Below are 21,558 nucleotides of genomic sequence, written 5' to 3'. Positions count from 1 at the left end.
TAAAATGAAATACGAAGTTGACGAAAGAGGGTTTTATGGTGAATTTGGAGGAGCTTTTATTCCAGAATTATTGCATCATAATTGTGAAGAATTATCACAAGCTTTAGAAGATTATGCAGATACAAAAGAATTTAAAGATGAGTTTAATTTGTTATTAAAAGATTACGTTGGACGTCCAAGTCCATTGTATTACGCGCCAAATCTTTCGAAAAAACACAAGGCAAACATCTTACTGAAACGTGAGGATTTAAATCACACAGGAGCACATAAAATCAACAATGCGATTGGTCAAGCGCTTTTAGCAAAACGAATGGGTAAAACCAAAATTATTGCCGAAACAGGAGCGGGACAGCATGGTGTTGCAACGGCAACGGTTTGTGCGTTGATGGGATTAGAATGTATCGTTTTTATGGGTGAAGTAGACATTGCTCGTCAAGCACCTAATGTTGCACGTATGAAAATGTTGGGTGCACAAGTAATTCCCGCAACTTCTGGAAGTAAAACTTTGAAAGATGCGACAAACGAAGCGATTCGTTATTGGATTAATCATCCAGAAACATTTTATATCATTGGTTCTGTTGTTGGACCTCACCCATATCCGGCTATGGTTACGAAATTTCAAGCAATTATTTCAGAAGAGATTAAAGCGCAAATGAAAGAAAAATATGGAAAAGAAAACCCTGATTATGTGATTGCTTGTGTAGGAGGAGGAAGTAATGCTGCTGGAGTTTTTTTTCATTTTTTAAATAACGAAGAGGTGAAATTAATTGCTGTGGAAGCTGCTGGATTAGGTGTAGAATCTGGAGAAACTGCTGCGACAACAATCAAAGGTACAGAAGGTATTATACACGGTAGCCGTACGTTATTGATGCAAGATAAGGACGGTCAAATTGTAGAGCCCTATTCTATTTCTGCTGGATTAGATTATCCTGGAGTCGGACCATTACATGCGCATTTGTTCAAAACTGGTCGCGCAGAATTCTTAAATGCAACCGATGATGAAGCCTTAAAAGCAGCTTTTATGCTGACAAAAGAGGAAGGAATCATCCCTGCTTTAGAATCTTCGCATGCTTTAGCGGCTTTAGAGAAAATTAATTTTAAACCGCAAGACATTGTGGTTCTGAACCTTTCGGGTCGAGGGGACAAGGATTTAGAAACCTATATGAAAGTTTCCGAAAAATATTCTTAAAAATATTTGGTTAATTTTCAAAAATCACCTTACATTTGCACCCACGATAATGAAATCTATCGGGGTGTAGCGTAGCCCGGTCATCGCGCCTGCTTTGGGAGCAGGAGGTCGCAGGTTCGAATCCTGCCACCCCGACAAAATTTTCATCCGAAAAGATTTCATTAACGATAAGAAGACCGAATCGGGGTGTAGCGTAGCCCGGTCATCGCGCCTGCTTTGGGAGCAGGAGGTCGCAGGTTCGAATCCTGCCACCCCGACAAAATTCAACGAATTTTTGGATCGGTCCAGTAGCTCAGCTGGATAGAGCAACTGCCTTCTAAGCAGTAGGTCTCAGGTTCGAATCCTGACTGGATCACAAATTTATTTGAAATAAATTAGGAGAGGTGCCAGAGCGGTAATGGAGCAGATTGCTAATCTGTCATCGGGTAACCGATGCCAGGGTTCGAGTCCCTGTCTCTCCGCTTTATTTCATTTGATGACCAAATCGGGGTGTAGCGTAGCCCGGTCATCGCGCCTGCTTTGGGAGCAGGAGGTCGCAGGTTCGAATCCTGCCACCCCGACAAAAACCTTTGTAGAACTACAAAGGTTTTTTTATTTTAATACGCTTCCTCAATTGCTTTTACCATATTGTACACCAACTCATTATAAGGTGTTGAAATTCCATATTGTTTTCCTAAGGCAATTATTTCACCAGAAAATTCATCAACTTCAGAATATCGTTTTGCTTCACGATCTTGCAACATTGATGTTTTCCCTTGCTCATCGACTATTTTTAGAGTCGCTTTCATTCGATCTACTTCCTTATCCCCAATCTGTACACCATGTGCTTTTCCTACTACAATAACTTCTTCCGACAGTAAATCCATTAATTTATCAAGATGTTGATTTGTTTTGAATGCACCGTACGGGAACTCTAATAAGAACGTCAATTGATTCGCAACAACATTAACCAAATACTTCGCCCATTACGCATCTTGAATTTCATCCGTTATCGTATTTGGAATATTTGCACCATTCATATACTCACTCAACGAATGTAAACGTTCTTGAAACTTATTCTCAATATGTCCAAAAATAATCTTACCAATACTTCCGTATGTTACTCGATTTTCAACTTTCACAGCATCCATATACGCTACAGCATTAATCACTTTATCCCAACCAAAGGTATCAGCTAAAATTCGTTCAGAAGAAATTCCATTCAACAAACTAATAATCAATGTGTTTTCTCCAACAAAAGGTATTAAATCAACAATCGCCTCTTTTAGTTGATTACTTTTTACAGCAACAAAAATAAAATCAGGATAAATTTCATTTTCTATCCCTGTGATATAATCAAAATCATATCTTTTTTCATTCACAAACACCCCTTCAGCTTCATATTTTTCTTTACGATCTTGATTAACGATTATTTTTACATTCTCTGAATTATAATCATAAAAACTTGCTGCATATTTTGAACCTAACGCACCAAGTCCTAAAAAATAAATTGATATCATCTTTTTGTTATTTGAGGATAAATGTAAAATATATTTAACTAACCTGATTCAACGATTATTTGAATATTAATCTAAACAAGACAATTCTTTAAAATGTTCTTTTTAAAAATACTTTTTACATATATTTAACAAATTAATACATCACACGTGAGTCAAATAAAAAATACCGAAGAAAAAGAATTGCAAAGAGGTCTTACAAACCGACATATTCAATTAATCGCTTTAGGAGGCGCAATTGGAACTGGTTTGTTTTTAGGGATTGGACCAGCTGCAGTTCTTGCTGGACCATCTGTTATTTTAGGATATGCAATCGCTGGAATTATAGCCTTTTTTATCATGCGACAATTAGGAGAAATGGTAGTTAACGAGCCTGTTTCTGGAAGTTTTAGCCATTTTGCTTATAAATATTGGGGTTCATTTGCTGGATTTGCTTCTGGTTGGAATTATTGGATTCTTTACGTTTTAGTAAGTATGTCGGAATTGACAGCAATCGGAATTTATGTACAATTCTGGTGGCCCGAAATTCCTTTATGGGCTTCAAGTTTATTCTTTTTTATCGTTATCAATGCGTTGAATTTAGGCTCAGTAAAAATGTTTGGTGAAGCCGAATTTTGGTTTTCAATCATTAAAGTTGTTGCCATTATCGCAATGATTATTTTCGGAGCATACTTATTAATTAGTGGAACTGGAGGCGAACAAGCGACTGTTCAAAATCTTTGGAACAACGGAGGTTTCTTTCCAAAAGGATGGCTCTCTGGGAATAGCGAAGGTGGTTTCAGCGGATTATTAGCCGCTATGGCTCTAATTATGTTCTCTTTTGGAGGCTTGGAATTAATTGGAATCACAGCTGCAGAAGCTAAAAATCCAGAAAAAACAATTCCAAAAGCAACGAATCAAGTGATTTATCGAATCTTAATTTTCTATGTAGGGGCATTAATTATCTTATTTTCTTTGGCTCCTTGGGAAACAATTACAGATAAAAGTAGTCCATTTGTAATGGTTTTTCAAAACTTAAATCACTTAAAACTCGATCTTTTTGGTCATACAATTGATTTTTCAAGATTAATCGCTAATGCGCTAAATGTTATCGTTCTAACTGCTGCTTTATCAGTTTATAACAGCTCTGTTTATAGTAATAGTAGAATGTTATACGGTTTGGCTGAACAGGGAAATGCGCCAAAATTTTTGAAGAAATTAAATAAAAATCACGTTCCAGTGATGGCCATTGCAGTATCTTCTATTTTTGCAGCAATTTGTATTGTCATCAACAAAGTAATTCCAGAAGATGCTTTTCATATTCTAATGTCATTAGTTGTTTCAACATTAGTTATCAACTGGATTATGATTTCGATAACACACCTTAAATATCGAAAACAGAAAGATAAAGAAAACGTAAAAACATTATTCCCTTCGCTTCTGTACCCGATAAGCAATTACCTTTGTTTAATTTTCTTATTTGGTATTTTAATCATCATGTGGTTTACTGGACTTAAAATTTCGGTAGAATTAATTCCAATATGGTTAATCTTTCTATACATTTCTTATCGAATTGTAAAATCAAATAAAAAGAAATAAAATTTATAAACACAAAAAAAATCCGCTCAATGAGCGGATTTTTTAATCAACTTTGGCTGCAAAGCAAACCTATTTTAAATATACTTTTTAATCACCTCAACCAATTGTTCTTTTGGTCGCGCACCACTTTCTTTCCAAAGCAATTCGCTATTCTTGAAAATAGCAAAAGTCGGAACACCTTGCACTTGATAACGTGCCGCTAAATCTTGATATTTATCAACATCTACTTTTAGAATTTTGACATCATCTCCCAATTCCTCTTTTACTTGCTGCAACACAGGTCCCATCATTTGACAAGGTCCACACCAAGTCGCAAAAAAGTCTAAAAGAACGGGTTTATCTGAATTAATAATTTCTTCGAAAGTCATCGTTTTTGATTCTTGTTCGTTATTTGATTTCTCTTTATTTCGATTGAATAAATTTCTAAACATTGTGATATTTTTTTCTATAAATATTCTAAAAAAAGCACTCCCGAAAGAGTGCCTCATAATTAGCTTTACTAATTATTAACCTAACCTATGAAAAATTTATTCTACTGTTAGTACTACTAACGCTTTAGTATAATCAAATCAAATACCAATTTTAATATATTGATAATCTGTTTATTACATTTAACAAAATTTAAGAAATAAGCTTACGTAAATAGCTCTTTTTGAAAATTAATTGTTACAATTCGCAAACAAATTTTGGATTAACTGACTTTATTTCAGTTAGCACTGACATTATTTCTTCTTTTGTTGAATTCGCTTCTAACTTTTTCAATTGATCAGAATTTAAACCAACCATTTGTAAAAAAGTCACTTTACCGTGAGGTGTGTTTATCTCATTTAAATCATCATCTTTTATAAAAGCTAAACCAACAATATCCGTGTCCGTATCTGTTCGAATAGGACCTCCTAATGGTAAATATTGATATTCATCAAACCAAACTTTAGTTTCATTGACAAATCGACCCAAGTTATTCATCAGCTGAACTACCCAGAAAGGATCTTCTCCGTTGTCATCTTTTACAGGTTTTACACGAAACGAAAATTCAAATCCCCATTTACTAAATTCTGCTCCTACACTTTCTTCCGAATAATATAAATGCGACATTCCATAGCTCACCAAATGATAATAACCGTTCACATCAAATACAGCCACTCCATCAATTGGATCATCTCCACCTTGAAACGACATTACTTGTGGCGAATAAAATCTTGGTTCTAAAGTTCCATAGACTTCTTTTAAACGATTTTCGATTGCAATCGCACCAACAGCCTGATCTGATTTATATTGTTTTTTATATTCTTCTAAATTCATGATACAAAAATAGTTTATCCTAATTAATTCGGAAAGTTAAGACATAAAAAAAGAGAGTTTCTTGTTAGAAACTCTCTTTGTAGTAGCGAGGACCGGACTCGAACCGATGACCTTCGGGTTATGAGCCCGACGAGCTACCTACTGCTCCACCTCGCGATTTAGTAGCGAGAACAGGACTCGAACCTGTGACCTTCGGGTTATGAGCCCGACGAGCTACCTACTGCTCCATCTCGCGTTATTGGACTGCAAATATACGTTCATTATTTAAAATACCAAATATTATTCCAATTTATTTTATTTTATTCAGAAAAATCTAAAGAAAACAAGATTTAAATATTTATCTAACAACACTTTAATTACTTAAAAATAATTAAAAATATTTTAATTATTTTTTTTATCTACTTTGATTGGTGGATGCTTTTCAATAAAATCAATCGCTAAATCAGACGAATCTGTCAAAAATAATAAGTCTTTATAAGGTCTTCCTGTTGATAATTGATGCAATACAGAATAAATCGAAGTATCTTCTACATACCTTTTTTTGCTCAAAAATATCATTGGACTGTAATACCCTGATGTTCCGTAATGGTTTTGCGCTGCTTCCTGAAAAATTTCTTGAGTAGTTCCTGCACTTCCTGGCGCATAAACCAATCCAAACAAACTAATGGTTAACAACATATCTTCTCGAATACTATTCGAAAAATACTTTGCAATATTGGTTGCAAACAAATTACTTGGCTCGTGTCCGTAAAACCAAGTTGGAATAGCTAAACTTTCAGCACCATTTGGGTAAAGATCCAAAACTTTCTTAGCATTTGTCATATAATTCTTGGCTAAATACTCTGTTTTATTTTCATCTACAAAATCTAAATCTGCTAAAATATGAATTGCATTCATTAGATCTTCGTCTGAATAATTTGCCATATAAGCTCCTAAATTTGCAGCTTCCATAATCCCTGGACCTCCCCCAGAAACTACAAAATATCCTTTCGATGTTGCTAATTTTGCGGCTTTCGCTGTCTCATTATAGAACTCTGAATTGCGCGCTGTAGAATGTCCGCCCATAAACCCAACGACTTTTCGTTTTGTCATTCCCTCATCATCATACTCTAAAATTCTTCGCAAACCATCATCAATTGATAAGTCATGTAAACGTTGAGCTAAAGCTTCAGAAACAGAAGGATTATATTTATGTTTTTTGAAATGTTTATAGATTTTTAGATCAATACTTTGGTCGTTATTTGGATCGTAACCTTCCATCAACTCTTGCCATGTGTATAATTTTCCTCGATAAGGATTATAAGGAACAGCTTCAAACTTTGGATATATAAAAGCTCCGCGCTCTATTAAATGAATTGCACGATGTTGTCTAAACTTACATCCCAAGAAAGAAGTATTACACAAATTATATTCTTCCCAATTGATATCGTGACGAATAAAATTAATATCCTGAATAACTTTATTTGTTAAATCTTTGGTTTGAGCAACTAATTCTTCCCACTCATTAATATTATGAACTAAGTCTTTTATTGGTTTAATTTTCATTGGTTTCTTTTAAAATGATTAAAAAAATTGAGAAAATGAATTTACACGAATTATTCCAAACCAACGAATTCGATCCAATAAATATAAAAATTTCATTTTTCTCATCTATCTTTGCACCTTGTTTCATTTCAAAATATAGGGAAATCGTGTGTAACTCACGAGCTGTCGCGCAACTGTAAATCAACAAATTTGATAAGCCAGAATGCCAATTTTGAAATTTTAATTTATAATAAACTTTCGCGAAAAAGGTTCAAAAATTATGTTCTATGAAATTATTAAAACACCACAAAAACATTGTCACAAAATTAATTTTAAGAAAAAGTAACGTGTAATATTATGATAATGGAAGTGGAAAAAACCCCAAGAGAAGAGTTGATCGAACAACGTATCATCAATTCTGAAACTCGTATTTTCAAAGCTGTTTTTCCAGGAGATACAAACCATCACAACACCATGTTTGGCGGATCAGTCATGTATCTGATGGATGAAATTGCTTTTATGACAGCAACTCGTTTTTGTCGTAAACCTATTGTTACAGTAAGTAGTGATAAAATTGATTTTAAACATTCTATTCCTGCCGGAACTATTGTCGAAATGGTTGGTAAAGTTGTTCGTGTTGGTCGTACAAGTTTGGATGTACAAATTGATATATTCATCGAAAGTATGTACAGAGATGGCCGCGAAAAAGCGATTACTGGAACATTTACGTTAGTTGCTATTAACGAAAACAAAAGACCAGTTCCTGTTATTGACTAACAACGAACTATAAAAAGCTAAAATCCTTTGTCTAAAAGATAAAGGATTTTTTTTCGTTTTTAATTATATAATTGATAATATTCTTAAGGTTTCTTAGTTTTATACTAAACACAAAAAAATGAAATTACCTTTTGCCGAACCATTTCGTATAAAAATGGTCGAAGAAATTTATCAATCTACTCCAGAAGAGCGCGAAAAGTGGATCGAAGAAAAAGACTACAACCTATTTAATCTTGAAAGCCATAAAGTATTTATCGATCTATTAACCGATTCAGGAACTGGAGCTATGTCGGATAAACAGTGGTCTGAGATGATGACTGGAGACGAAAGTTACGCAGGTTCTCAATCATTCTTGAAACTAAAAGAAACAATCAATACAATTACAGGTTTCAAATTTCTTTTACCTACTCATCAAGGTCGTGCAGCGGAAAATGTATTATTTTCGGCACTTGTTAAAGAAGGTCATGTGGTTCCTGGAAATTCACATTTTGACACAACAAAAGGACACATTGAATTTAGAAAAGCACATGCCATTGATTGTACAATTGACGAAGCATTTGATAGCGAATTGATTCATCCATTCAAAGGAAATATCGATTTACAAAAGCTTGAAAATGTCTACAAAGAATATGGCAAAGAAAAAATTCCATTTACTTTAATCACGGTAACGTGTAATTCTTCTGGTGGTCAACCTGTATCTATGGAGAACATTCGTCAAGTACGTGAACTATCTAATCAGTATGAAATTCCTGTCTTTTTTGACGGTGCTCGTTTTGCTGAAAATGCATACTTCATCAAAGAAAGAGAAGATGAATTTAAGCAGAAAACAATTAAAGAAATTGTTTTGGAAATGTTTTCTTTTGGGGATGGAATGACGATGTCTGCAAAAAAAGATGGTTTGGTAAATATCGGTGGATTTATTGCACTGAATAACGAAGAGCTATATAAAATTTGTGGAAATTTTGGAATTATATACGAAGGATATTTAAGTTATGGAGGATTAGCTGGACGCGATTTAGCTGCCTTAGCACAAGGTTTACAAGAATCAACAGAATATTCGTACTTACAATCTCGTATCAAACAGATCGAATATTTAGGAAATAAATTAATCGAATATGGAATTCCGATTCAACAACCAATTGGAGGACATGCTATTTTTGTAGATGCTGTAAAATTCTTGCCAAACGTCCCGCGCGAAGAATTCCCTGCACAAACTTTAGGAATTGAATTGTATAAGGAAGCTGGAATTCGAGGTGTAGAAATTGGAACTATTTTGGCTGATCGTGATCCTGAAACAAGAGAAAATCGTTATCCAAAGTTAGAATTGTTGCGTTTAGCCATTCCAAGGCGTACTTATTTCCAAAGTCACATGGATTATATCGCAGTAGCATTGAAGAATATTTTCGATCGCCGAAATGAGATTAATTCAGGTTATGAAATTTCGTGGGAATCAGAAATCTTACGACATTTTACCGTTAAATTAAAAAAGAAATAAACAAAAAGTCCTTCAGAAATTCTGAAGGATTTTTTTGATATTACCATCTCCAATCGCCTGAAATACGAAGTGGAGTTTTTAAATTTCCTTTGATTAAAGCTTCTTTTATTTCAAGTTCAGACCAATGATTAGAAGGTATTTGATCAAGATTACTTAATTGGTATAACAAATAGGTTTCTAAAATGACATTATTTTTTAAGCCAACTTCTTCTACATAATCAAACGTATCACAATTGGCGTGGTAACAATCTAAAGCACCTTTTGTAAATTGACTATCTGACAAACCTATAATTGGCACACCTTGTAACATAAAAGGCTGATGATCCGAATGTAAACCGATACTTACATATGTACTCGATTTAAAATCTGGAATTACTTTTTGGACATCTTTCGCATATGCTGATAAAATTGGCAAACTGCTTTCCATTGTCGAATAATAGGATTTTGGATTAGTTGTCATATCCATATTTGACATCACTTTTATTTGATGAATTGAACCATCTTTCATTGCTTGATTCACATAATGTTTAGAACCAATCAATCCAACTTCTTCTCCCATAAATAGAACAAACTCTATTGTTCGCTCATTTTTCAATTGAAGTTTTTTGAACGTTCTTGCTACATCAATCACAGAAAAACTTCCCACTCCATTATCTATAGCTCCCGTAGCTAAATCCCAACTATCTAAATGACCTCCTAAAACAATTTTTTCGTCTGGATATTTAGTTCCAATTTTCGTGGCAATAATGTTGCGACCTTTCATTTGTCCAACATCATTTTTCATTTCTATTTTTGCAACTTCCTTTCCTTTCTTTAAATTTTCTTTGATTTTCAATCCGGCTTCTAAACTGATATTAAGTGCAGGAATCTTGATAATTTCTCCCGTAACCGAAGCAGTACCTGTTAATAAAATTTCTCCTGGAGCACGATTAAACAAAATAATTCCTTTTGCTCCATATTTTTCTGCTAAAGCAGTTTTTTCGGAGCGATGCAGATTCTCAACTTCTTTTGGTGTCCCTTCTAATAAACCAAGTGCAGCGAAAACAATTTTACCTTTTACTTGATCACCAATTTGTTTGTAATCGTCTTGTAAACCATTTCCCAAATCAATCAATTCACCAGAAAGTTTGACTTTTGCAGGCGAATGTGCTAACGCAACCGCTTCGATTGATTGATGATTAACTTTAAGATCTAAACTCTTACGATTCCACCCATTAAAAGTAAATTCCTGAAAAACAATATCATAACCATAAGAACGCAATAAATTTGCAGCATATTCTTCTGCTTTCTTTCCATTTTCTGTTCCTGTTGCACGATGCCCAATCGTTTCGGTTGCTTTTTTTAATTGTTGATAAGCCTCCGAATTTTGTTTTACTTCGTTATTTATCAACGTTAAAATTTGTTCATTCGTTTGAGCTGATAAACTCATAGTTGCAGTAATTAAGCCAAGTGAGAATAATAATTTCGATTTCATGTGTGAGTATTTCCATAAACTTAAAAATGTTTTGGAAAATAATTGATAAAAATTAACTAAAATTTTTATTTTATTTTGAAAGATAGATCATTACTTCCACAATAATTTCAATTCAACTTTATACTGTCCAGCATAAGGTTTTGCATTTGTAGGCTTTTCTGAAATAGAAAATTGATAAACACCACGTGCAGGTAACTCGAAAATCGTTTCTTTTCCGAAAGGTCCTCCTTTTATAGAATCTGCAGGTCCTTTGATATGATTAATACGAATATTAGCCATTGAATCTTGTGCTGATACTTTAATCCAAACTTTTTTGGCTGAATCCGAATTAAACGTAAATGTATTCGTTTGTCCCGCTACTTTAGTAGGTTCTGCATTTGCTTTTGCATAACTAATAACCAAATCTTCGGTTGTATTATTGCGACTTAACGGAACAATTTTATCCGTATTTGAAATAGTTTTTCGGCTCGGTTTTTCAACTATTTTATTAGAGGTTTTTAGAGTTTTTTCTTCCTCTTTCATCACATCCTCTACAATTGGTTTATCTTGTTTAGCTAAATCCTTGTATGCCGAATCAATCCCTATTTTGCTTGGATAAATTGTCGGCGTAGATTTGTCATCACAACTATAAAAACACAATAAAGCAATAAAAGCAATAAAATTCCATTTCATAACAGCAAAATTCTGTTGTAAAAGTAACTATTTTAACTGCAATTTCAAGGTATAATTTCCTTCAAAAGGATCTCCTTGCATTAAACTTTCTCCAATTCTAATTTGGTACAAACCTTTTTCTGTCAAATCATAATTGATTTCTTTTCCAAAAGGTCCATCACTTTCGTTATTAGGTGAAATAATTTGGTTGATTCGAATATTTGCTTGATTATTTTGTGGAATAATTTGAATAAATACTGATTGAGAAGAATCATTACGAAAACTAAATATTTGATTTTCATTTGCATGTTTTTCTATCTCAAAATCGCCTTTTCCATTCATAAGTTTTAATTCTGAATGATCTGAAATTTCTGGAATTCTTAATGCAATTTCTTTTACAAAAGAACTATTTTTCCCTTCTTTCTGGACAGGTTGTCCCACTTTAATAGGTTCATTTTTAGTCATGCAATAAAAAACAATAGCAGCAATAGCTAATGATAGGAGGATAATAGGAGTATATTTTTTCATTATTGTAAATTTGTATTTTAACAAATTACAAATTCTGAACCAAACTTATGTTGTTTTACGAAAATAATGGAGACGGAAAAGCAATTGTCTTTTTACATGGTTTTTTAGAAAATCATAAAATATGGAATCGATTAAAAAATGATTTGATAGAACATTTCCAAATCATTACAATTGATTTACCCGGTCATGGAAATTCTGAAAACATTGGTGAAGTGAACACTATGGAAGAAATGGCAGAAGAAGTGATTGCTGTTTTAGATGAGCTAAAAATTGAACAAGCAACTTTTGTTGGGCATTCGATGGGTGGTTATGTAACTTGTGCTTTGGCTGAACTTTTTCCTGAACGAACAGAGAATATCGTTTTGATTAATTCTTCTACATTAGCGGATGATGAAGCTAAGAAAAATCAACGATTGAAAGCATGTAATACAGCGAAAAGAAATTTTAACACATTGGTTAATTTTAGTATGCCCTCTTTATTTGCCGCTCATCATCGAGATAAATTTAGAGAGGATTTAAAATTTGTAAAAGAAATAGCTTTAACAACCTCTATCGAAGGTGTTTGTGCGGCTTTGAAAGGAATGCGAGAGCGACCAGATCGTTCTTCAATTTTATACGATTTTAAAGGTGAAATTTATATTATGGTCGGTTTAAATGATGAAACAGTTAATCCTGAACTATTTCTAACACGAATACCTGATTTACCAACTATTCATCTTTCTAAATTAGATGGTGGACACATGGCTTTTATCGAAAATTATGAAGAAGTTTTATCACTCTTAAAATCAATTTAGCGTTTTCGCATAAAAAACTCTTTCATCAATTGGCTACATTCATCTTCCATAACTCCAGCTACGATTTCAGTTTTTGGATGTAGCTCTCCAATCTTTGCTTTAAAACCTCTTTTATCATCAGAAGCACCATACACAACTTTCGAGATTTGACTCCAATACAAAGCGCCACCACACATCACACAAGGTTCTAAAGTAACGTATAAAGTACAATCTTGTAAATATTTTCCACCCAAATAATTCGCTGCAGAAGTTATCGCTTGCATTTCGGCATGAGCCGTAACATCGGTTAACGTTTCGGTTAAATTATGTGCTTTTGCTATAATTTTATTGTTGCAAACAATGACAGCTCCAACTGGAATTTCGTCTCTTTCGAAAGCTGTTACAGCTTCGTTAAAGGCTATTCGCATAAAATATTCGTCGGTAAAAAGATTTTCCATTTGATTAAATTTAAACGCAAAATTAATCATTTCCAACTTGGATATTCGATACATTTGCACAAATTGAAGACTCCAATTATGAATCAATCAAAATATATCATCGCAGCCATTATAACTTACTTTATTTGGGGCTTTTTTAGTTTTGGTTTAAAACCTATTGCGGATTATCCTCCTTTGGATATTCTATTTTTTAGATTATACGTTTCGGTTTTCTTTTTAGTGCTAATAAACGTTGGTTTTAGACGAAGTAAAATGAAAGCTGACTGGAATTTGTTCAAATCTTTTGACAAAAAGAAACAAAAAAAATTAGGAAGCTTAATTGTTGGTGGTTCTGTAATTTTAATGACTAATTGGTTGATGTTTATCATCGTGATGAATCATATTAGCGTACAAGCAGCCTCGCTTTCTTACTTGGTTTGTCCAATTATAACCACCGTATTAGCTTTTATCATTCTGAAAGAACATTTGACCAAAATAAAATGGATTGCTGTTGGAATTAGTCTTTTAGCGTGCTTAATCCTTTCTATAGGTCATTTATTAGACTTAGTTTATAGCTTAATTGTAGCTTGTACTTTTGCATTATATATTATTATTCAACGAAGTTTGAATGTTTTCGATAGTTTCAATCTTTTAATGACCCAATTATTAATCGTTGCAATTTTGATGTTGCCGTTGGTTTTCATTTTTTCAGGACCTATTCCGACCGAAACAATTTTTTACCAATGCATTCTGATGATTGTTGTGTTATTCACAATTATTCCTATGTTCTTGAATAATTTTGCTTTGAAAGGAATCGATTCCTCTACGGTCGGCATTTTAATTTACTTGAATCCAATTATGAATTTCGCTTTGGCAATTTTTTATTATAATGAAGTTGTAGCTCCAATGCAAATGATTGGTTATAGTCTAATTCTTTTAGCAATTATCGTTTTCAATTCGAAAACAATTTTTAAATTAAAAAACATAAAAAAATCCGAAGCTTAGCTTTCGGATTTTTTATTACTATAAAGAAGTAACTATTTGATGTAAACAGAATTTGGTCCAACACCTGTTGTAATCGCTGGATGCTTAAGACCTCCTTGCGCATTCTGAATTAACAAACGACCACTTGATTTGAAATCTTTTGCATCTAAAATATAGAACGTATCGCCTTCTACATTAAATCCATACACATTATCTGCACCTGTAATATAGTCTGCTTTCGTTGGTAAATTTGTTGCATTTAAAGCCATTGAATAAACAGAATTATTCAAAATATAATACAATTTATTATTTTTCGCGACCAAGAAATCTGGATGTTCTCCTTCAGGGAAATTCATTTCTAATTTGTCTTCACTTGCAAGATTGTATCGAACTAATTTCCCTTTTGATGGTGTCCCCCAAGAAACACCTTGCGAAAGCACATATAAATTTCCGTTCTGAATCGTTAAATCAGTCGGAACTTCTCCAACATTAACTGTTTTTCTATCTGATGTTTTAAGGTCAATAATTGAAACTGTTTTACCAATTCCCCAACCTCCTTTTTGAGCAACGTACAATTTTCCATTTTCAAGAATCATCTTTTCTGGACCTTCATCCACCGAATATTTTTCAACAAAAGATAAATCACTCATCTTATATTTTGCAATAAAATCATCAGTAGAAACAGCTGGATCTCCCCAATTAGAAATATACAAGAAATCATTATCAGCAACCACGTAACGAGGATTGTTCATTGTTGAAGAAGAAGGAATCGTACTTACCTTTTTAAACGTTGTATGATCAACAATTTCTACTTTATTCGATGCATTAACAACGATATATGCTTTATTTCCTTTAAAAAAAATACTTTGTCCAACTGATCCTAATTGAGCCCCTGCATTTGCAGTTTTGAAAATATCTTGAATTGGATTTGTTGTACTTACATCTTTAGTTGGATCAAAATAAGTAATATCCGAATTAGACGAGTTCATATTTCCTTCGTTCAAAACAAAAACTCCCTTCGAATAGTTCCCATTTTCAGGGTCGTTGCTTGATCCATCATCATCATTTGAACACGATTGTAAAAAAACTCCAGCTAAAGCGATAAACGCAATAGATTTAAATTTTATCATAGTTTTAAAATTTTATTTGTATTTGTAAAGTATAATTTATGCCTGGTTGCCAACGGTTTTCTTGTGTTTGGTAATGTTGATTAAACACATTATTCACTCTAATAAAAACGCTATAAAGTGGTGAAATCGTATAACTTAACCCTAAATTAGTTACCCAAAAATCATCAATTATTTTTTCTTCTTCCGAATCAGAAAAGACTTTACTTGTGTAACTGTTTTGAACAAAAGCAGATAACTGTTTGTACGTATATTGTGCGCTTGACGTCCATTTGTGACGAGGCGAATACATTAGTTCTTTGTTTTTCGATTTATCTTTTGTTCTTGTGAACCCGTAAGTTGTATTAAATGTAAAAGCATTCCATTTGTAATCTCCTATCAATTCAAAACCATAGGTTTCGGCTCGGTTAACATTTCGAGGAATCCAATACGAAGAGTTTGATTGACTCGGAATCCATTGAATCATATCACTCAATTTATTGTAAAAAATATTGGTTTGAATGTTTAAATTTTTACTGATAAAATCATTCCCAATTTCGAATTGATAAGCCGATTCTGATTTCAAATCTGGATTTCCTCCCGTTTTCCAAAACAAATCATTGTAGGTTGGATTTCTGAAATTTTTCGAAATATTTCCTCTTAATTGATAGGAATTGATAGGACGATAATTGAAGCCTAAAGAATAAATAAAAGGATTTTGATATTGGTTAGAAAAATCTTGGCGAACACTCGCTTCATACGCAAAATGATCCGATAATTTATGTTTTGCAATCAACGCAAAATTGAGTGAATTTTGATCACTTTTGCTCAAATTATTTCCACTTCCTTGATTATAATTTGCTTCGGATGAAATCGCTACTTCAAAATTAGATGTCAATTGATGATTCAAATAATATTTCAATACATAATTATCAACCTCTAAATCGTCAGAATATGTATGGTGAATGTTGTTGAAAAAACTACTTTCTTCTCTTACATAAGCCAACTTTAATTGCGATTGCCACGTTTCAGTTGGATTAAAATTCCATTCCGTCATCACACGATAATCGTTATTGTCGTAACCCGAAGGCGTAGAACCTATATCAACCAATGGAAATTCTCGGCTACCAAAATTAAACATCGAATATAGTTTTAATTCATTTTTCGAATCGATTTTATACCCAAAATTGGCATTTATCGTATTGAAATAATATTTTCCGTTTAAGTTCTTCTTCATAAAATTTGGAATCGAATAATCGTTATCCGATTGACTTCTTACATAAGCTAAAGAAGAACTTAATTTTTCTGTACTATAGTTGAGTTTATATTTTCCAGACCATGTATCAAAACTTCCATAACCCAAACTTATTTTTTGATTAAGACCTTTATTGTATTCAGTCTTATTCAGCAAGTGAATTGTTCCACCTATTGCCCCTGTTCCATATGCGATACTTCCGCCACCAGGTTTTACAATCATTCCGTCAAAAGAATTGCTCGTAAATAAATTAAAATCAGTTTGTCCAGTTGTTTGCGAATTAACATTAATTCCATTCCAAACAACAGCGGTGTGCGAAGCCAAAGTTCCACGAAAAGAGGGAGAAGAAACCATTCCTCTACCATTTTCTTTAAAATACAGCGGTGTTTGCGCTTGCAAAACTTGGGTAAGTTGATTCGGATTTTGCTCTAAAATACTATCATTGAGTTTGATTACACTTTGCGATTTATAATGATTTTTGAGAAAAACATCATTCATAATCAAAGGCTTCAAACTGATGGTATCTGTCTGTGCGAAAGCAATTCCTGCAATCAAATTAAAACAAAGAAAAAAATTTTTCATATTAAAAAGCTGTTTTTCCTCCGAAAACATTTTCTATTCATTCGTTATCAATGGCAGGTTTCCTGACTTGTTCTCATTTTTTATATCCTTCCCGATTTCTCAGTGGATTTGTAGTAAAAAGATAGGGAGAATTTACAGTTGCGGGGACAGTTTTGGAATTGAACCAAATTCCCTTTTAACTCACTCGTTGAGCACCATTTTGTGCAAATGTAAAGAAAAGTGCTTGAAATATGAATACGTGTTGTTAAATCGTTAACTTTAAATTAATAAAAGAATGATTTTATTTGTATACCAAGCAAATTCATTATATCTAGTGATTTTTATAAGAGAATTGAAAACTAAATTTGTAACACATTAAATTATAACTAAAAACTTAAAACAATGGAAAATAATCAACCATACAAATCTGAAAAAAAACTTGTCTCTGGAATTTTAGGAATTTTAGTGGGATACTTAGGTATTCATAAATTCTATTTAGGCTATACAAAAGAAGGAATCATCCAAATTATTGCAACATTTGTAACATTTGGTTTTGCAGGAATTATTCCATTTATTGAAGGAATTATGTATCTATTAAAATCTGATGAAGAATTTGATAATACCTATATAAAAGGACACAAAGGTTGGTTCTAAATTCAAAAAAAATAATTCTTTTTTAAATATTTTATATCCCAAATTGTCACTCGATTTATTGGGATTTTTTATTGAATAAATTCGTTTTAAATAATTCACAAGTTTTTTATTACATTTGCTTTAGGAAAAAATATAATAAAAGAACGAAATCGCATAAAATGGCTATAAAAACATTTAGAGAAGTAATCGCAGAGGCAATGAGTGAAGAAATGCGTCGCGATGAATCTGTATTTTTAATTGGAGAAGAAGTAGCAGAGTATAACGGCGCCTACAAAGCTTCGAAAGGAATGTTAGACGAATTTGGTCCAGAACGTGTAATAGATGCACCAATCGCAGAAGCTGGTTTTTCTGGAATTGCAATTGGTTCTACAATGACAGGATGCCGTCCAATCGTAGAATACATGACGTTCAACTTTTCATTAGTATGTATTGACCAAATTATCAATAACGCCGCTAAAATTTATCAAATGTCAGGAGGGCAATTTAACTGTCCAATTGTTTTTAGAGGACCTACTGCTTCTGCAGGACAATTAGGTGCAACGCATTCACAAGCTTTTGAAAATTGGTATGCCAATGTACCAGGTCTTAAAGTGGTTGTCCCTTCTAATCCTTATGATGCAAAAGGTTTATTAAAATCTGCAATTCGTGACAACGATCCAGTTATTTTTATGGAATCTGAACAGATGTATGGAGATAAAATGGAAATGCCAGATGAAGAGTACACAATCGAAATTGGTAAAGCAGAAATCAAACGAGAAGGAACAGACGTAACCTTGGTTTCTTTCGGTAAAATTATTAAGCAAGCTTATCTTGCTGCTGATGAATTAGCAAAAGAAGGAATTAGTGTAGAAGTTATTGACTTGCGTACAGTTCGTCCATTAGATTATGATACGATTTTTAAATCGGTGAAGAAAACAAATCGTTTGGTTGTTTTAGAAGAAGCATGGCCTTTCGCTTCAGTTGCTTCAGAAATTACCTATATGGTTCAACAAAAAGCATTCGACTATTTAGATGCGCCGATCAAACGTATTACAACTAAAGATACCTCAGCACCTTACGCTCCTAACTTGTACGAATCTTGGATTCCAAATGCAAAAGATGTTATTGAAGCTGTAAAATCAGTTATGTATAAATAATATTAAGATTATCAACTATATTTGTAAAGTCTAGCATGTATTTTGCTAGGCTTTATTTTTTTAACCAAATCTCATAAATGAAAAGTTATATAACAGCTTTTTTTATAGTTGTTCTAGCCTCTCTACAGGCACAAGTAAAAATTCAAGGTAAAGTAATAGATGCTGAAACCTTGAAGCCAATTCCTTATGCAGATATTCGATTACCTGAACTAAAGGTTAGTGCAACATCAAATTCTGATGGTACATTTTATATCGAATCTACTTCTAATGCAGAAAAAATAGTCATTTCGAAAAGTGGTTATGAAATTTCGGATTATATCATCGAAAATAAAATCGATTATAATTTCATTGCGCAATTATTTTTAGCGGAAGAAGAAGGACAAGAAATTGATAATAATCAATCAGTTGATTTACAAGAAGCTGTTGTTTCGGCAAAGAAAAAGCGTCTTAAAAAGAAAGAAAACCCTGCCTACGCTATTTTAAGAGAGGTTTGGAAACGTAAAAAGAAAAACGGTTTAAAGCTAACGCCACATTATCAATATGATGAATATGAGAAGTTGCAATTTGATATCAGCAATATCGACTCAACTTTTATGAAGCGTAAGATTTTCAAAGGAATGGAATTTGTATTTGAAAAAATTGATACATCTTCTATTAATGGAAAAACATATTTACCCGCTTTTCTGAATGAATCAATTTATAAAATAGCTGGTATCAATCAACCTTCTACAAAAGAGCGTCGCGAATTAATTGCCAATAAAACATCTGGATTCGAGAACAATGAAATTGTAGCATCAACAGTAAAAAATCTTTTCCGTGATGTAGATATTTACGATAATCGAGTTAATATTTTAGATATCAAATTTGTGAGTCCCATTGCCACTGATGGTTTTGCTGTGTACGATTATGAACTGAAAGATACTGTAGACGTTGACGGTGTAGAATCTTATCGAATCAAATATTATCCACGTCGAGAAGGTGAACTAACGTTCAAAGGTGAATTATTTATTTCGAAAGATGCTTACGCAGTAAAAGAAGTTGTGATGGAAACGACGAAAGAAATCAATGTAAATTTTGTACGCAATATTTTCATGAATCTGCAATACGACATTCCAAACGACTCTATTTTCTATCCAAAGAAAGAATATGCGATGTTAGACATGTCTTTGTTGAGTAAAAAGGAAAGTGCAAAAGGAATTTTTGCGCATAAAACGGTTAATTATTACAACTACGATTTCAATACAACGCATCCCGAAGCATATTATTACGAAAGATTAGATCCTGCAAAAGCTTCTTTAAACGAAAAAGATAATCAATTTTGGGCAGAAAGTCGTCCTGAGACTTTAACAAAAGATCAAGAAGGAATTTACGAAACATTAGAACAATTAAATAAAGTTCCAAAATTTAATAATATTGTAAAAGCTATTGAAGTTCTTGGTTCTGGTTATTACAACGTTGGAAACGCTATTGATATCGGAAATTTATATTCGTCTTTTGGATATAACCAAATCGAAGGTTTCCGTCTAAGAGCTGGAGCACGTACTTATTTTTCGCAAAATGATATGTGGCGCGCACAAGGATTTATGGCCTATGGTTTTGGTGATAATAAATTCAAATACGGAGCCGATTTCCGTTATATGTTTAACAAATACAATCGTTTTCAAGTCGGAATTGGAACAAAGCGAGATGTAGAACAATTGGCTGCTTCTTTAACCTCATCTGATGGAATTATGACGCGTAGTTTTGCTTCTTCATCTATTATTAATCAAGGAGACAATACTTTTTTGAGTAATAATAATTTGACAAACATCTATACTTCGATAGAGCCATGGAAAAACGTTACATTTCGTGTTGATGGAAATTATCAACTGATAAAGCCTGCGGATGCGCAACAATTTTCGATAGCTTACGAAAAGAATGGTCAACTAAAAGAAACCTTGACAAACTCAAGTGTGAGTGTTTCGATTATTGCTCGTCCAGGTGCTAAATATTCGCAATATGGAATTGATCGTTACGAAATGACTACACTTGCACCAACGTTGATGTTACGTTACACAAAAGGTTTAAAAGGTGTCATCAATTCAGATTTTGAATACGATAAATTACAATTCTTATATACACAACCTATTTTGATTGGATCATTTGGTAAATCGTTGGTAACAGTAGAAGCAGGAAAAACATTTCAAGGTGTTCCACTCTCATTAATGAGTGCAATACCCGGTAATGAAAGTTATGGACAAGTGTATGGAACGTTTTCTCAGTTAGATTATTATGAATTTGTAACTGATCAATATGCGACAATGAACTGGGAGCACCACTTTAATGGTTGGATTTTGAACAAAGTTCCCTTAATCAAAAAATTAAAATTAAGAGAAGTTGGCTTCTTACGTGCAGCATACGGAGATATTTCCGAAAAAAGTAAAGCAATCAATCATTCGACAATAGAATACTTTGCACCTAATCAACAAATCTACTATGAATACGGGTTTGGAATCGAAAACATTGGTTTTGGAAACATTAGACCTATTCGAGTTGATTTTAATTGGCGTGGAAATTATAATAATTTGTCAGATGTTCGTAAATTTGGCGTCACAATCGGTTTAGATTGGAATTTTTAGAGAATAAATAATAAAAAAAG

Annotated in this window: 20 protein-coding genes, 7 tRNA genes and 2 riboswitches; of the genes, 14 read left to right on the top strand and 13 right to left on the bottom strand. The window is 33.0% G+C overall.

All coding sequences use genetic code 11. The annotated features are described in order from the left end of the window. Positions 1–4: 4 nt before the first annotated feature. From trpB to HX088_RS00585, 6 genes are all read left to right on the top strand, one after another. The gene (gene trpB / locus HX088_RS00610) at positions 5–1,189 is read left to right on the top strand and encodes a tryptophan synthase subunit beta (protein ID WP_286482958.1); all 1,185 of its coding nucleotides are present in this window, start codon (positions 5–7) and stop codon (positions 1,187–1,189) included. Positions 1,190–1,249: 60 nt separating this feature from the next. Further along, positions 1,250–1,324, top strand: a tRNA-Pro gene (locus HX088_RS00605). Between the two features lie 47 nt (positions 1,325–1,371). Continuing rightward, a tRNA-Pro gene (locus HX088_RS00600) sits at positions 1,372–1,446 on the top strand. Positions 1,447–1,470: 24 nt separating this feature from the next. Then, positions 1,471–1,544 (top strand) — tRNA-Arg (locus HX088_RS00595). 22 nt (positions 1,545–1,566) lie between these two features. Next, positions 1,567–1,650, top strand: a tRNA-Ser gene (locus HX088_RS00590). 24 nt (positions 1,651–1,674) lie between these two features. Next, a tRNA-Pro gene (locus HX088_RS00585) sits at positions 1,675–1,749 on the top strand. A gap of 36 nt (positions 1,750–1,785) precedes the next feature. Here the strand turns inward: HX088_RS00585 and HX088_RS00580 are convergent. Both HX088_RS00580 and HX088_RS00575 read right to left on the bottom strand, forming a co-directional pair. Then, positions 1,786–2,142, bottom strand: a complete 357-nt coding sequence (locus HX088_RS00580; protein WP_286482957.1) for a ketopantoate reductase family protein — start codon at positions 2,140–2,142, stop codon at positions 1,786–1,788. 12 nt (positions 2,143–2,154) lie between these two features. After that, positions 2,155–2,688: a ketopantoate reductase family protein gene (locus HX088_RS00575; RefSeq protein ID WP_286482956.1), complete on the bottom strand. Its 534-nt coding sequence runs from the start codon at positions 2,686–2,688 to the stop codon at positions 2,155–2,157. A 147-nt stretch (positions 2,689–2,835) separates the two neighbouring features. On the opposite strand from HX088_RS00575, the gene HX088_RS00570 reads away from it, so the two are divergent. Then, positions 2,836–4,263 carry an amino acid permease gene (locus HX088_RS00570; protein ID WP_498789314.1) on the top strand — a complete coding sequence of 476 codons (1,428 nt, stop codon included), beginning with the start codon at positions 2,836–2,838 and terminating at the stop codon, positions 4,261–4,263. Positions 4,264–4,337: 74 nt separating this feature from the next. Here HX088_RS00570 and trxA read toward each other — a convergent pair whose 3' ends face one another. The 5 genes from trxA to HX088_RS00545 form a co-directional block, all read right to left on the bottom strand. After that, positions 4,338–4,751 (bottom strand): thioredoxin, encoded by a 414-nt coding sequence (gene trxA / locus HX088_RS00565; protein ID WP_171623888.1) that lies wholly within the window; start codon positions 4,749–4,751, stop codon positions 4,338–4,340. 178 nt (positions 4,752–4,929) lie between these two features. Then, positions 4,930–5,565 (bottom strand): suppressor of fused domain protein, encoded by a 636-nt coding sequence (locus tag HX088_RS00560; RefSeq protein WP_286482955.1) that lies wholly within the window; start codon positions 5,563–5,565, stop codon positions 4,930–4,932. Between the two features lie 83 nt (positions 5,566–5,648). Continuing rightward, positions 5,649–5,721, bottom strand: a tRNA-Met gene (locus tag HX088_RS00555). Positions 5,722–5,727: 6 nt separating this feature from the next. After that, a tRNA-Met gene (locus tag HX088_RS00550) sits at positions 5,728–5,800 on the bottom strand. 146 nt (positions 5,801–5,946) lie between these two features. Continuing rightward, positions 5,947–7,110 (bottom strand): LOG family protein, encoded by a 1,164-nt coding sequence (locus HX088_RS00545; protein ID WP_286482954.1) that lies wholly within the window; start codon positions 7,108–7,110, stop codon positions 5,947–5,949. A 112-nt stretch (positions 7,111–7,222) separates the two neighbouring features. Further along, a riboswitch (adenosylcobalamin (AdoCbl) riboswitch) is annotated at positions 7,223–7,369 on the top strand. 83 nt (positions 7,370–7,452) lie between these two features. Here HX088_RS00545 and HX088_RS00540 point away from each other — a divergent pair. Both HX088_RS00540 and tnaA read left to right on the top strand, forming a co-directional pair. Next, positions 7,453–7,866 (top strand): acyl-CoA thioesterase, encoded by a 414-nt coding sequence (locus tag HX088_RS00540; protein WP_171623049.1) that lies wholly within the window; start codon positions 7,453–7,455, stop codon positions 7,864–7,866. Positions 7,867–7,984: 118 nt separating this feature from the next. After that, positions 7,985–9,361, top strand: a complete 1,377-nt coding sequence (tnaA, locus tag HX088_RS00535) for a tryptophanase TnaA (RefSeq protein ID WP_286482953.1) — start codon at positions 7,985–7,987, stop codon at positions 9,359–9,361. Positions 9,362–9,401: 40 nt separating this feature from the next. On the opposite strand, the gene HX088_RS00530 is transcribed toward tnaA, so the two are convergent. The 3 genes from HX088_RS00530 to HX088_RS00520 form a co-directional block, all read right to left on the bottom strand. Beyond that, a complete protein-coding gene (locus HX088_RS00530; protein WP_225532418.1) occupies positions 9,402–10,835 on the bottom strand; it encodes a M28 family peptidase in 1,434 nt (477 codons plus the stop codon). A 90-nt stretch (positions 10,836–10,925) separates the two neighbouring features. After that, positions 10,926–11,507: a hypothetical protein gene (locus tag HX088_RS00525; protein ID WP_284583092.1), complete on the bottom strand. Its 582-nt coding sequence runs from the start codon at positions 11,505–11,507 to the stop codon at positions 10,926–10,928. Positions 11,508–11,534: 27 nt separating this feature from the next. Further along, a complete protein-coding gene (locus HX088_RS00520; RefSeq protein WP_260541783.1) occupies positions 11,535–12,014 on the bottom strand; it encodes a hypothetical protein in 480 nt (159 codons plus the stop codon). A 47-nt stretch (positions 12,015–12,061) separates the two neighbouring features. Between HX088_RS00520 and HX088_RS00515 the strand changes: the two genes are divergently transcribed. After that, positions 12,062–12,808 carry an alpha/beta fold hydrolase gene (locus HX088_RS00515; RefSeq protein ID WP_260541781.1) on the top strand — a complete coding sequence of 249 codons (747 nt, stop codon included), beginning with the start codon at positions 12,062–12,064 and terminating at the stop codon, positions 12,806–12,808. On the opposite strand, the gene HX088_RS00510 is transcribed toward HX088_RS00515, so the two are convergent. Then, the gene (locus HX088_RS00510) at positions 12,805–13,245 is read right to left on the bottom strand and encodes a nucleoside deaminase (protein WP_171623044.1); all 441 of its coding nucleotides are present in this window, start codon (positions 13,243–13,245) and stop codon (positions 12,805–12,807) included. The genes HX088_RS00515 and HX088_RS00510 overlap by 4 nt on opposite strands. 78 nt (positions 13,246–13,323) lie before the next feature. Between HX088_RS00510 and HX088_RS00505 the strand changes: the two genes are divergently transcribed. After that, positions 13,324–14,229, top strand: a complete 906-nt coding sequence (locus tag HX088_RS00505; RefSeq protein ID WP_286482952.1) for an EamA family transporter — start codon at positions 13,324–13,326, stop codon at positions 14,227–14,229. A gap of 32 nt (positions 14,230–14,261) precedes the next feature. On the opposite strand, the gene HX088_RS00500 is transcribed toward HX088_RS00505, so the two are convergent. Together HX088_RS00500 and HX088_RS00495 are read right to left on the bottom strand one after the other, a co-directional pair. Further along, complete coding sequence (locus HX088_RS00500) at positions 14,262–15,338, bottom strand: DUF5074 domain-containing protein (protein ID WP_286482951.1); 1,077 nt, start codon at positions 15,336–15,338, stop codon at positions 14,262–14,264. Between the two features lie 4 nt (positions 15,339–15,342). After that, positions 15,343–17,151 carry a TonB-dependent receptor gene (locus tag HX088_RS00495; RefSeq protein WP_286482950.1) on the bottom strand — a complete coding sequence of 603 codons (1,809 nt, stop codon included), beginning with the start codon at positions 17,149–17,151 and terminating at the stop codon, positions 15,343–15,345. 35 nt (positions 17,152–17,186) lie between these two features. Beyond that, positions 17,187–17,365, bottom strand: a riboswitch (cobalamin riboswitch). Between the two features lie 167 nt (positions 17,366–17,532). Here HX088_RS00495 and HX088_RS00490 point away from each other — a divergent pair. The 3 genes from HX088_RS00490 (at position 17,533) to HX088_RS00480 (ending at position 21,538) form a co-directional block, all read left to right on the top strand. Continuing rightward, the gene (locus HX088_RS00490) at positions 17,533–17,784 is read left to right on the top strand and encodes a TM2 domain-containing protein (protein WP_286482949.1); all 252 of its coding nucleotides are present in this window, start codon (positions 17,533–17,535) and stop codon (positions 17,782–17,784) included. Between the two features lie 113 nt (positions 17,785–17,897). Next, positions 17,898–18,920, top strand: coding sequence for a pyruvate dehydrogenase complex E1 component subunit beta (locus HX088_RS00485; protein WP_286482965.1), 1,023 nt, complete (start codon positions 17,898–17,900; stop codon positions 18,918–18,920). A gap of 77 nt (positions 18,921–18,997) precedes the next feature. Beyond that, entirely contained in the window at positions 18,998–21,538 is a 2,541-nt protein-coding gene (locus HX088_RS00480; RefSeq protein ID WP_286482948.1) for a DUF5686 family protein, read from the top strand. Positions 21,539–21,558 lie beyond the last annotated feature (20 nt).

It is taken from the genome of Empedobacter sp. 225-1, assembly GCF_030328185.1.
Lineage (GTDB): Bacteria > Bacteroidota > Bacteroidia > Flavobacteriales > Weeksellaceae > Empedobacter > Empedobacter stercoris.
This window is presented reverse-complemented; position numbering and strand designations above follow the sequence as displayed.

Coding starts and splice junctions, on each gene's coding strand:
- tnaA (WP_286482953.1), top strand. CDS start 7,985: ATGAAATTACCTTTTGCCGAACCATTTCGTATAAAAATGGTCGAAGAA.
- trxA (WP_171623888.1), bottom strand. CDS start 4,751: ATGAGGCACTCTTTCGGGAGTGCTTTTTTTAGAATATTTATAGAAAAA.
- HX088_RS00525 (WP_284583092.1), bottom strand. CDS start 11,507: ATGAAATGGAATTTTATTGCTTTTATTGCTTTATTGTGTTTTTATAGT.
- trpB (WP_286482958.1), top strand. CDS start 5: ATGAAATACGAAGTTGACGAAAGAGGGTTTTATGGTGAATTTGGAGGA.
- HX088_RS00500 (WP_286482951.1), bottom strand. CDS start 15,338: ATGATAAAATTTAAATCTATTGCGTTTATCGCTTTAGCTGGAGTTTTT.
- HX088_RS00575 (WP_286482956.1), bottom strand. CDS start 2,688: ATGATATCAATTTATTTTTTAGGACTTGGTGCGTTAGGTTCAAAATAT.
- HX088_RS00480 (WP_286482948.1), top strand. CDS start 18,998: ATGAAAAGTTATATAACAGCTTTTTTTATAGTTGTTCTAGCCTCTCTA.
- HX088_RS00530 (WP_225532418.1), bottom strand. CDS start 10,835: ATGAAATCGAAATTATTATTCTCACTTGGCTTAATTACTGCAACTATG.
- HX088_RS00490 (WP_286482949.1), top strand. CDS start 17,533: ATGGAAAATAATCAACCATACAAATCTGAAAAAAAACTTGTCTCTGGA.
- HX088_RS00560 (WP_286482955.1), bottom strand. CDS start 5,565: ATGAATTTAGAAGAATATAAAAAACAATATAAATCAGATCAGGCTGTT.
- HX088_RS00515 (WP_260541781.1), top strand. CDS start 12,062: ATGTTGTTTTACGAAAATAATGGAGACGGAAAAGCAATTGTCTTTTTA.
- HX088_RS00495 (WP_286482950.1), bottom strand. CDS start 17,151: ATGAAAAATTTTTTTCTTTGTTTTAATTTGATTGCAGGAATTGCTTTC.
- HX088_RS00510 (WP_171623044.1), bottom strand. CDS start 13,245: ATGGAAAATCTTTTTACCGACGAATATTTTATGCGAATAGCCTTTAAC.
- HX088_RS00540 (WP_171623049.1), top strand. CDS start 7,453: ATGGAAGTGGAAAAAACCCCAAGAGAAGAGTTGATCGAACAACGTATC.
- HX088_RS00545 (WP_286482954.1), bottom strand. CDS start 7,110: ATGAAAATTAAACCAATAAAAGACTTAGTTCATAATATTAATGAGTGG.
- HX088_RS00505 (WP_286482952.1), top strand. CDS start 13,324: ATGAATCAATCAAAATATATCATCGCAGCCATTATAACTTACTTTATT.
- HX088_RS00520 (WP_260541783.1), bottom strand. CDS start 12,014: ATGAAAAAATATACTCCTATTATCCTCCTATCATTAGCTATTGCTGCT.